This window comes from Allobosea sp. 10L422 (assembly GCF_056395345.1).
Window position 1 is genome coordinate 386,916 of sequence record NZ_JBFTJI010000001.1, and the last position, 11,011, is coordinate 397,926.

Genomic DNA, 11,011 nt, shown 5'->3' on the forward strand with positions numbered 1-11,011 from the left:
ATGCGCGCGCAGCTCAGGCTGAATCCTGCCGTCGGTCGCGCAGCGGGCCCCCGCCCAGCTTGCGCGGCCATTATCTTTGCCCCGAGCTGGCATCGCTTCGACTCGTTAGGTTACCGGAAGGCGGCATTTCGCATGCGCAGCAGACCCTAGGAAACCCCCTGGCCCACGGCAAGCGAAAGCATCTCCTGCCGCCGTGACCGGTCGAACTTTGGGACAGGGGGCCCAAAGTTTGGGATTCTCTGCCGATGCTCTCCCCGTACCCGGATTTATGGTTCTCTTTCGAGACTCGGAGTCTTGTCGGCGCCCATCATCGGGTCGTGCGGGCCTGCCGCTGATCTTGCGTCGAGGGCCTTGGCTCAAGGGGGATTAAGAGCGATGACGACTGACGCCGCCGCGCCGAAGACAACCATGCAGAGGTTCCTCGACACCGTCGAGAAGGTCGGGAACATGGTTCCCCACCCCGTCATCATCTTCCTGATCCTCATCGGCATCGTGATCGTCCTGTCGGCCGTACTCGGGCTCTTCGGCGCCGCCGTCACCTTCGAGCGGATCAATCCCGACACGCACAAGATCGAGACGGCGAGCACGGCGATCCAAAGCCTGCTGACGATCGACGGCATCCGCTTCATGTATTCGTCGCTGATCCCGAACTTCATGAGCTTCACGGCGGTGGGGCTGATGATCGTCGCGATGATCGGCGCCGGCGTCGCCGAGGAATCGGGGCTCGTCACCGCGCTGATCCGCAAGCTGGTCATCGTCTCCCCGCACTGGGCGCTGACCTATATCCTGGCCTTTGTCGGCATCCTCGCCAGCATCGCGGCCGACGCCGGCTATCTCGTGCTGATTCCGCTGGCCGGCATCGCCTATCTCGCTGTCGGGCGCCATCCGGTTGCCGGTCTGGCGCTGGGTTTCGCTGCAGTGGCCGGAGCCTTCACCGTCAACATGCTGATCAAGCCGCTCGACGCGGTTCTGGTAGAGTTCACCAATGATGCGGCGCGCCTCGTCGACCCCAACCGCACGATTGGCCTGGCTTCCAATCTCTGGTTCTCGATCGCCTCGGTGCTGTTCCTGACCGTCATCATCGCCTTCATCACCGACAAGATGATCTCGCCGCGCCTTGGAGCCTACGATCCGAAGCTGGCGGCCGAGGGAACCGTCACCGAGCAGGGCGCCGTGCTGTCCGAGGCGGAGTCGAGCGGGCTTCGCTTTGCCGGCTTCGGCCTGCTCGCGCTGATCGCGGTGTTCTGCCTGCTGACGCTCCCCGCGGGCGCGCCGCTGCGCAACCCGACGACCGGCGAGCTCATCGGCAACTCGCCCTTCATGAACGGCCTGATCGCCCTGATCATGCTGATGTTCCTGATCACCGGCTGGGCCTACGGCATCGGCGCCGGGACACTGAGGACGCTGTCGGAGGTCATCGCCGCGATCGAGAAATCGATCAAGAACATGGGCGGCACGATCTTCCTCTTCTTCGTGCTCAGCCAATTCGTCGCCTATTTCACCTACACCAATATCGGCACGGTGATGGCGCTGAGCCTTTCCGGGATGCTGCAGGCAGCCAATATCGGCGCCCTGCCGCTGCTGCTCGGCTTCATCGTCGTGGTCGCGCTCATCGACCTCCTGCTGACCGGCGCGATCGCGAAATGGGCGATCTTCGCTCCGGTCTTCGTGCCGCTGCTGATGAAGCTCGGCGTCGAGCCCGAGGCCGTGCTCGCCGCCTATCGCATCGGCGATTCCCCGATGAACGCGATCACGCCGCTTAACGCCTATTTCGCTCTCGTGGTCGGCTTCATCCAGAGATACGACAGGAACGCCGGCGTCGGCACCGTGGTCTCGCTGATGCTGCCCTATGTCGTGTGGATGTTCGTGCTGTGGACGGCGCTCTTCGCCGTCTGGAAGATGCTCGGCCTGCCCTGGGGGCTGTGAGCCTCTTCGCCGGCCTCCCCCGTCGCCAACTCAACCCGACCGGATGCAGATCATGACGACACCATCCATCCCGCTCGATGTCGAAGCCGCCATCGCCCATCTCATGCGCTTCCTCTCGGTCGAGGGCGTGACCGGCAAGGAGGCGAATATCGGCGCCGCGGTCAGCGACGCGCTCAAGGCCGTCGGCGTGCCCGCCTCGGCCATCCGCTTCGACGACGCCAACAAGCGCATTCCCCTGCCGACCGAGACGGGAAACCTGATCGTGGACCTGCCGGGCACCAAGGCCGGCCCGCGCCTGCTGTTCTCGACCCATCTCGACACTGTGCCGCTCTGCGCCGGCGCCAAGCCGAAGCGCGAGGGTGACCGTATCGTCTCCGACGGCACCACGGCGCTGGGCGGCGACGCCCGCACCGGCGTCGCCCTGCTCGTCGTGCTCGCGGAGACGCTGATCAAGCATAAGCTGCCGCATCCGCCGATCACGCTGCTGTTCACGGTGCGCGAGGAAAGCGGCCTGCACGGCGCGCGCGAGCTCAACCCGAAGGACCTCGGCGGCGCCGTCATGTGCGTCAATGTCGATGGGCAGCTCGCTTCCGAGTTGCTGATCGGCGCGGTCGGCCAGGAGAACTGGGAGGTCGAAATCACCGGCAAGGCCTCCCATGCCGGCGTCGCACCGGAAAAGGGCATCTCGGCCACGCTCGTCGGCTCGATCGCCATAGCGGAGGCCCGCCGCGAGGGCTGGTTCGGCAAGATCGTCAAGCCGGACGGGCGCGGAACCAGCAATGTCGGCATCTTCGGCGGCAAGGGCGGCACGGTCGCGGCCGGCGACGCCACCAATGTCGTGACGGATTACGCCTATATCCGCGGCGAAGCGCGCAGCCCCGAGGCCGCCTTTGCCACGAAGATCGCCGAGGCCTTCAAGGCCGCCTTCGCCAAGGCGCAAGCCGAGGTCAAGGACGATGGCGGCGAGACCGCAAAGGTGACCTTCACCCATAAGCCGGCCTATCCGCCTTTCGAGCTCGACAAGAATTCGCCGGTGGTGAAGCGCGCCGCCAAGGCCCTCGGCATTCTCGGCATCGAGCCGAACTACCTGTTCTCCAATGGCGGCCTCGACGCGAACTGGCTCGACAAGCATGGCGTGCCGACGATCACGATCGGCGCCGGCCAGGCCGAGATCCACACGATCAAGGAATATGTGAACCTGACCGAGTACGAGAAGGGCTGCCGGCTCGGCATCCTGATGGCGACGCTCGAGGACTGAGACCCTTCCAAGCAGGGTCTGCGATCGAGCAGGACCCACAAGGAGCTGATGCGTGAGTCCGATCGCCTATACCGGCATCATCATCGCGATTGCCGTCGTCCTGTTCGTCACGAACAAGGTGCCCGTCGTGCTCGTCGCGATGGGCACGGCGCTCGGCTTGTGGGCGACCGGCGTCCTCACCTTGCCGCAAGCGCTGAGCGGCCTGGGCGATCCCGCCGTCATCTTTATTGCCTCGCTCTTCGTCGTCAGCTCCGGCCTCGAGGTGACGGGCGTCACTGCCTGGGCGGGCCAGCTCCTGATCAAGGGCGCGGGTGAGGAAAGCCGAACACGTCTGCTGCTGATGATGATGGCGCTGGTCGCGCTTCTCGTCGCGCTGATCAGCCTCAATGGCGCGGTCGCCGCGCTGCTGCCGGTCGTCGTCGTCATCGCGGTCCGGCTCAAGCGCAACTCGTCGCAGCTCCTGATGCCGCTGGTCTTCGCCGGTCATGCCGGCTCCATGCTTGCGCTCACCGGCACGCCGGTGAACGTGCTGGTCTCCGAAGCCGGGCTCGACGCCGGCGTCGGCGGCTTCGGCTTCTTCGAATTCGCTTTGGCCGGCATCCCGCTGCTCGCCGGCACGATGGCGATCATCATCCTCTTCGGCGAACGCCTGCTGCCGCAGCGCAATGGCGCGACCATGCCGGCTGATTTCAGCCGCCATGCCCGCACGCTGGTCGAGCAATACGGGTTGGCAAGCGGCCTCCATCAATTGCGTGTCCGCGCGAGCTGCCCCTATGTCGGAGCGTCATCCGGCGCGATCGTGCTGGACGAATGGCCCGGGCTTCAACTGGTGGCGGTCCAGGACGGCAACACGGCCGGCCCACTGCGTCGGACAACCATCGCCGAGGGCGATTATCTGCTGCTGCGCGGCGACGCCGAGGCGGCTGCCAATTTCTCGGCCAAGATGCATCTCGCCTTCCGTGAAGAAGGGGCCGGCGACAGCGAGGAAACCCTGTTCAACCGCCGCTCGGGCTTGGCCGAGGTGGTGATCCCGCCGCGCTCCGGCTTGATCGGCCAGTCCGTGTTTCCGGGCATGGTCACCGAAAGCGGCGACCTGATCATCCTCGCCGTGCAGCGCGGCGCGAGCGCGGCTCCGACCGTCGGCGCAACAAAGGCCGCCGGCGTCATGCTGCAAGCCGGCGACACCATGCTGCTTCAGGGCACGTGGAAAGCGCTCGACACCCATCTCGACGACCCGGACGTGCTGGTCGTCAGCTCACCGGAGCTGGTGCGGCGGCAGGCCGTGCCGATGGGGCCGGGAGCCAAGCAAGCGATCATCATCCTGTTCGCGATGGTGCTGATGCTGGCGACCGGTGTGGTGCCCTCCGCCGTGGCGGGCCTGCTGGCGGCCGGCGCCATCATCCTCTGCGGCATCATGACCGTCGAACAATCCTACCGCGCGATCAGCTGGACGACCGTGATCCTGGTCGGCGCGATGATGCCGCTCTCGACCGCGATGATCGAGACGGGCGCGGCGAAGATGCTCGCGGACCGACTCGTCGGCCTGGTCGGCGACGCCGGACCTACCGCGCTGCTCGCCGGCCTGTTCGTGCTGACCGCGATCATGGGGCAGCTCATCAGCAACACAGCGACCGCGCTGATCGTCATCCCGATCGGCGTCGCCGCCGCCGCCAGCATGGGCATCTCGCCGCGCCCCGTGCTGATGAGCACCGCCGTCGCCGCCGCCGGCGCCTTCCTGACGCCGATCGCCACTCCGACCAATCTGATGGTGATGGGCCCCGGCGGCTACATCTTCAGCGACTATTGGAAGCTCGGGCTGCCGCTCCTGATCTGGTTCTTCGTCGTCGCGGTTTTCATCGTGCCATTGATCTGGCGCTTCTGAGGGAGGAATACGATGCGTTGGAAGTTTGCTCTACTTGCGGCTGGCCTGGTCCTCGCGGGCTGCAATGCCGACTCGGCCGATCAGCGGACGCTGGGCGGCGGACTCATCGGCGCCGGCACTGGAGCCGCGATCGGCGGCATTGCGGGCGGCGGGCGTGGCGCGGCTGTCGGTGCCGCGATCGGCGGCATCACGGGTGCAGTGATCGGGCGCGCGACCACCCCCAACAACTGCATCTATCGCGACCGCTACGGCCGCACCTTCGAGGCGCGCTGCCCCTGACGGTCGCCGATCATTCGGCCCGGAGGTCATGGGACCGCCGTGACGTCGGCGGATGATGGTCTTCGAAGCCTGATCCGCGCGGCGCGCTCCACGCGCCTCGCATCCTGCTGCCCAGGAGGAAAAGCATGATCCGCGTGGGCAAGAAATATCAGCACCTGATCCACGGCGCAGCCTGCGGCTGCTCCAATCCGATGCTCGTCCAGGCCTCGCAGCGTCTCGATGCCTTCACGCGCCGAGGCCTCCTGACAGGGGCGGCCTTGCTGGCCGGCGCAGCGGTCGCGCCGACTCAGGCGCAGAGCACGCGTCCTCCGACGAAGACCTTGTTCCGGCAGGTCAGCCTGTTCGACGGCAAGTCCAGCAACCTGCAACAGGGCGCGCAGGTGCTGGTCGAGGGCAATCGGATAGCCGCGGTCGAAACCAGCAACAATCCGCCCCAGGCAGACTGGACGGTGATCGACTGCGGCGGCCGCATGTTGATGCCGGGCCTGATCGATGCCCATTGGCATACGCTGTTCGCGGCGGTTCCCGCGCCGACCCTGATGACGGGTGAGCCCGGCTCGATCTTCACGGCCTCGACCGCAGAAGCCAATCGCACCCTGCTGCGCGGCTTTACCACGGTCCGTGACGTAGGCGGACCGGTCTTCGCCTTCAAGCAGGCTATCGACGCGGGCATCATCCCTGGGCCGCGCATCTTTCCTTCGGGCGCGATGATCACGACGACAGGCGGGCATGGCGACCTGCGCATGCTGAGCGACATCCCGCGCGATCCGGCGCGCCTCAGCCTGATCGAAAGCATGGGGGCTGCCGCGATCGCGGACGATGTCGGCGACCTCAGAATGAGAATCCGCGAGCAGTTGATGCAGGGCGCCTCGCAGATCAAGCTCGTGGGCGGCGGCGGCGTCTCCTCACCGCGCAGTCCGCTCGACATGACGACATTCAGCGAGAGCGATCTCCGCGCGGCTGTCGCCATCGCCAGCGACTGGAACACCTATGTCACCGTCCATGCCTACGCGCCGCGCACGGTCCAGCGCGCGGTGGCGGCGGGCGCCGCCTGCATCGAGCACGCCCATCTGATGGATGAGGAAACCGCTGGCCTGCTCGCTCAGAAGGGCATCTGGCTGAGCATCCAACCCTTCCTGACCGAGGCGGATTCCGTGCCGCTGACGGGGCCGAGCCGCGAGCGGATGCTGCAGGTCTTCGCCAGCACGCCGCGGGCCTACGAACTCGTCCGGAAGCACGGCATCAAGACGGCCTGGGGATCCGACCTGCTGTTCTCGCCCGAGATGACGCCCCGCCAGGGCGTGATGCTCACTCATCTCGGCCAATGGTATAGCAACGCCGAAGCGCTGCGCATGGCGACCGCAGGCAATGCCGATCTCCTGGCATTGTCCGGCCCGCGCAACCCCTACCCCGGCAAGCTCGGTGTCATCGAACCGGGAGCGTTGGCGGACATCCTTGTCGTCAACGGAAACCTGCTCGACGATCTCAAGCTCATCGAACAGCCTGATCGGAGCCTCGCCGTCATCATGAAGGACGGGACGCTCTACAGGAATTCGCTGACCTCGTAGCGGGCTATGCGGATGTCTCAAACGCAGCAGAGGCCGGAACGCGCGCCCGGGCTGCAAGGCCGGCGAATCCGTGCCGGTAAAGGGAGCACAACGATATGATGGACAGGCGCCTGTTCCTGTTGGGCCTTTTAGGCGGCGTCGGCCTGGCGCCGAAAAGTGCCGCTGCCGAGACAGGCCTTCTCCCCGGCGATGATCGGCCCGTCACGGTAGAGATCGCTCGCGCGCTGGACGAGGCCGACGCCGCCTTCAGCCAGCAGCGGCCGCAATTGCACTACAACCGCCAGCGCCAGCACGGACAGCCGCCGCGGCATCGTCGTCAGCGCCGGCGTCCGCCGCATTGGCGCCATCGCTGATCGTCAGCAGGCCCTGCTCTGCGCAAGAACGGCCGCCGGGCGGGAGGCTCTTGGCAAGCCTCCCGGACATGAAAGAAAATGGCCAATTCAGGCCCCGAACTCCGTCGGGCGCCGCCCTAGAAGGTTTTTATGCGGCACATTTTGTCCACTGTGTGTGTCAGTCCCCGGAATTGATCGAGTCCTCACCATTTAGAAAGCTTGTCCAGCCACCCCTTTAGTGACGCGCGCTTGTTTTGGTTCAGAAAGGCGTCGTGCATGCGATTGTGCGCGTTGGCTTGGAAGCCATTCACTGCGTCGCCGTCCACTTCCCTGTCCCCTCCCCGCTGACAACCGCTATCCTTTTTTTGGCTGGAGAGGCCAAGCGGATCAAGTTTGGCTACCCACGGAGCTTCCGCTGATGGCCGATACCCGGCATTCGGAATGTCCGCTTTCGAGCGGTTCAGTTTGACCAGATATCGCGTAGCCGAGTTGCCCCGTGGCTGACATCAGGAAAGCCCGCTCCCGGGACAGATCGTGATTCCGCTTTTGGCGCGACCCGGTGGTTGACCTTGGCCTTGGTCGTGCTGAAAGCATTGCAAAGCGCGGCGCTGACCATCGGCCCCAAGTTCCCCTGGCGGCGGCCGCGGGCTTCGCGTGGGGTTAAGGACCCTTGCGGAACGCTTCGAATACCAGTGCACGGAGCCAGCGATGGCCGGCATCGGCATCTATCCGCGGGTGGCAGATCTGCGACACGACGAGCTCGGGCATCTGGATCGGCCAATCGCAGAAGAAGTCATCGAGGCGTTCAGTTTCGAAGGCGCAATTAGCCCTACTCCGGAATCCAAAAGGGAGTAAAATCAGAGTGGTTGAGGGCACCCGGCAGAGATCGCAACCCACCGATGAACATGGAGGCGGATCATGACCGACTTCGGCGCCAAGAGGATCAAGGATGAGGTCATTCTGATTGCTCGAATCCTGCTTGCTCTGCTGTTCCTGATATTCGGTTGGAGCAAGCTCACCGATTACTCCGGGACCGTTGCCTACATGACGCAGATCGGCGTTCCCCTGCCGATGATTGCCACCCTCGTGGCGATCGTGGTCGAATTTTTCGTGTCCATTGCAGTCATTCTTGGTGTCTGGACACGGCCCCTGGCGGTGGTGCTGGCACTCTACACCATTGCCAGCGCGTTCATCGGTCATCCCTTCTGGACCATGGCGGGGGCCGAGCACTATGAGAACATGATCAACTTCTACAAGAACGTCAGCATCATGGGTGGCCTCTTCCTGCTCTACGTCACGGGAGCAGGCAAATACTCGATCGATGCGAGGCTGGGGGGCTTGGCCGGTGCACCGCCGCTGCGGCCTCGGGCTCCCTGAACGCGACCGGATTTGGCGGGCGGTGTCGATGCGCCGGCCGGCGGTATGCGCGCGCCGCCTCGGACCGGGGGATCAGACAGGGGTTTGGTTGCAACGAAATTAGCAAGCCCGATGGCATGGCCGGCGCGGCGCGCCATCGCGACGACATCGACCTCCTCATTGGTCGAGTAACCGTATAGGTCTTCCGCCCATCATCTACACGGGCCATCGTTCCCCGCCGGCGATCATCGCCCATGCGGTGCAGCTGTATTTTCGCTTCCCCCTGAACGTTCGCCTAGTAGAGGAAGCAAATTGGGGCGTTCATCGCCGTCGCTCCTCGTCCGAATTATCTCTTTCGGCACGCCGCTGCGCGGAGAGATGCGCAATCGGAAGATGCCAACCACGCCTGATCGCCATGAAGCGAAGGCCGAAGCACACGGCGGCTCCAGCCAGCGCTGAAACGCCATAGGAAAGGCCGAGCATATGGCCGATAACAACGAAAGACGCGGCGGTCAGCGCTGCGACGGCGTATAAATCGGAACGCAACACGTGTGGAATCTCCGCAAGCAGAACATCGCGCGTCATGCCTCCGCCGATTCCGGTCATCATGCCCAGAAGCGCTGACATCACCGGGTTCAGTCCGAACTCGAGCGCCTTCTGTGCACCGACCACTGCGAAAAACGAAAGGCCCACCGCGTCGAACAGGAGGACGGGGCTACGCAGCTTGTCGACGCCGGCATACCAGAAGAAGGTGATGAGCCCGGCCAGGACTGAGACCAGCAGATACCGCCAATCCGTCAGAGCGGCAGGCGGGATGGCGCCGATGAGGACGTCACGAGTGATGCCGCCAAAATTGCCGGTGACGAACGATAGGACGAGGATACCGAAGATATCGAGGCGGCGATTGACTGCGGCAACCGCCCCGCTGATCGCGAAAACGAAGGTACCTCCCAGGTCGAGAATTCGCACAAAGGTTTCGATCGCGATCATGACGAATCCGCCCGCGAAATCCTGGCGCATCCGGACGAAAGCACCGAACAGCATTCAAATGAGACTGATCTCCGGTGCAATCGGGTAGAGCGGTTCATGTTGTTTTTGCGCCCAGCCAAGCGAGCGCTCCGACAACCAGTGCCTCGACGCCCGTTTCCAGCGTAGGATGCAGAACCGGCGCGAATTGCGGGCTGTGATTGACCGGCAATTCGTTCAGCTTGCCGGCCGCCTTGGCCTCGGCATAGACCTTGGGATCGTTGCCACCCACGAACCAGAATACCGAAGGCACCTGCCATGCGGTGCCGAAGCAACCAAAGTCCTCGCTCGCAGGGGCGGGACCAGTATGCTTCACCCGATCGGGCGAAAAATACCCGCGAAACGCTGCGGCGATGCGGTTGCTGGCGGCTTCGTCATTGACGTTCAGAGGGTAGCGATCGAGCGGCGTGATCTCCGGTTTGCGCGGCGCGCCGGAGGCTTCGGCCTCAGCGTTGACGATCCGCTCGATGGCGGCGAGCACATGCTTGCGCACGCCTTCGTCGAACGTACGCACATTGAGCTTGATGACGGCGTCGTCGGGGATGACGTTTTCCTTGGTGCCTGCCTGTAGCACGCCCACAGTGACCACTGCCGCGTCGTTTGCGGCAACCTCGCGGGACACGATAGCCTGGAGCCGCAGGACCACGGATGCCGCCATGACGACGGGATCGATGCTGGCCTGCGGCATAGACCCGTGTGCGCCGCGCCCGAACAGGCGGATTTGCAGGCTGTCCGCAGCGGACGTGATCGGTCCAGCGCTTCCGGCAACGCTGCCGGCGGGGCCGACCATGACATGCTGGCCAAGCACGACATCGGGCGTTGGGAAACGTTGAAGCAGACCGTCATCGATCATCGCCCGAGCGCCTTGCGCGGTTTCCTCGCCGGGCTGGAAGACGGCCATCAACGTGCCCTTCCAGGCACCGCGCGCCTGTGACAGCAACGTCGCCGCACCAACCAGCCAGGCGACGTGCATGTCATGGCCGCACATATGGCCCACCGGGACGGTGCTGCCTTCGGCATCCGTCGCTGTGACCTTGCTGGCATAGTCCAGGCCAGTGTTCTCGGCGATCGGCAACGCGTCCATGTCGGCCCGGAGCATGACCGTCGGCCCCTCGCCGTTGCGAAGCAATCCGACCACGCCCGTCTTACCCACGCCAGTTGTCACCTCGAAGCCGGCTTTCCTGAGCTTGTCCGCGGCGAGGCTCGCGGTTCGCGTCTCCTGCATCGACAGTTCGGGATGGGCGTGAACGTCCTTGTAGAGCGCCTCGAGATCGGGCAGCAGCTTGGCCATGTCCGCCAGGACTGCAGATGCACTTCGGGAGGAGTCATGCCCAGCCATCATAATCTCCTTCTGACGCTGCCCTTGGCTAGTATCCGCCGGTGA

Annotated in this window: 10 protein-coding genes and 1 pseudogene; 8 read left to right on the plus strand and 3 right to left on the minus strand. The window is 64.7% G+C overall.

From position 1 onward, the window contains the following. Window positions 1-375: 375 nt before the first annotated feature. The 5 genes from AC1DEZ_RS01850 (at window position 376) to AC1DEZ_RS01870 (ending at window position 6,913) form a co-directional block, all read left to right on the plus strand. Window positions 376-1,926 carry an AbgT family transporter gene (locus AC1DEZ_RS01850; RefSeq protein ID WP_476778400.1) on the plus strand — a complete coding sequence of 517 codons (1,551 nt, stop codon included), beginning with the start codon at window positions 376-378 and terminating at the stop codon, window positions 1,924-1,926. Between the two features lie 52 nt (window positions 1,927-1,978). Further along, complete coding sequence (locus tag AC1DEZ_RS01855; protein ID WP_441513228.1) at window positions 1,979-3,184, plus strand: M20/M25/M40 family metallo-hydrolase; 1,206 nt, start codon at window positions 1,979-1,981, stop codon at window positions 3,182-3,184. A 52-nt stretch (window positions 3,185-3,236) separates the two neighbouring features. Continuing rightward, entirely contained in the window at window positions 3,237-5,066 is a 1,830-nt protein-coding gene (locus AC1DEZ_RS01860) for an SLC13 family permease (RefSeq protein WP_476778401.1), read from the plus strand. A gap of 12 nt (window positions 5,067-5,078) precedes the next feature. Continuing rightward, window positions 5,079-5,345 carry a YMGG-like glycine zipper-containing protein gene (locus tag AC1DEZ_RS01865; RefSeq protein WP_441513226.1) on the plus strand — a complete coding sequence of 89 codons (267 nt, stop codon included), beginning with the start codon at window positions 5,079-5,081 and terminating at the stop codon, window positions 5,343-5,345. Between the two features lie 125 nt (window positions 5,346-5,470). Further along, the gene (locus AC1DEZ_RS01870) at window positions 5,471-6,913 is read left to right on the plus strand and encodes a metal-dependent hydrolase family protein (RefSeq protein WP_476778402.1); all 1,443 of its coding nucleotides are present in this window, start codon (window positions 5,471-5,473) and stop codon (window positions 6,911-6,913) included. Window positions 6,914-7,041: 128 nt separating this feature from the next. Here AC1DEZ_RS01870 and AC1DEZ_RS01875 read toward each other — a convergent pair whose 3' ends face one another. Beyond that, a complete protein-coding gene (locus tag AC1DEZ_RS01875; RefSeq protein ID WP_476778403.1) occupies window positions 7,042-7,251 on the minus strand; it encodes a hypothetical protein in 210 nt (69 codons plus the stop codon). Window positions 7,252-7,953: 702 nt separating this feature from the next. Here AC1DEZ_RS01875 and AC1DEZ_RS01880 point away from each other — a divergent pair. The 3 genes and pseudogenes from AC1DEZ_RS01880 to AC1DEZ_RS01890 all read left to right on the plus strand — a co-directional run. Then, window positions 7,954-8,100: a hypothetical protein gene (locus AC1DEZ_RS01880; protein ID WP_476778404.1), complete on the plus strand. Its 147-nt coding sequence runs from the start codon at window positions 7,954-7,956 to the stop codon at window positions 8,098-8,100. Window positions 8,101-8,163: 63 nt separating this feature from the next. Then, window positions 8,164-8,622, plus strand: coding sequence for a DoxX family protein (locus AC1DEZ_RS01885; RefSeq protein ID WP_476778405.1), 459 nt, complete (start codon window positions 8,164-8,166; stop codon window positions 8,620-8,622). 175 nt (window positions 8,623-8,797) lie between these two features. Further along, window positions 8,798-8,908, plus strand: a pseudogene (locus AC1DEZ_RS01890) (IS6 family transposase); the annotation flags it as partial. Between the two features lie 14 nt (window positions 8,909-8,922). Here AC1DEZ_RS01890 and AC1DEZ_RS01895 read toward each other — a convergent pair. Both AC1DEZ_RS01895 and AC1DEZ_RS01900 read right to left on the minus strand, forming a co-directional pair. Then, the gene (locus tag AC1DEZ_RS01895) at window positions 8,923-9,645 is read right to left on the minus strand and encodes a trimeric intracellular cation channel family protein (protein ID WP_476778406.1); all 723 of its coding nucleotides are present in this window, start codon (window positions 9,643-9,645) and stop codon (window positions 8,923-8,925) included. 40 nt (window positions 9,646-9,685) lie between these two features. Continuing rightward, the gene (locus tag AC1DEZ_RS01900) at window positions 9,686-10,918 is read right to left on the minus strand and encodes a M20 family metallopeptidase (protein WP_476778407.1); all 1,233 of its coding nucleotides are present in this window, start codon (window positions 10,916-10,918) and stop codon (window positions 9,686-9,688) included. Window positions 10,919-11,011: the final 93 nt, after the last annotated feature.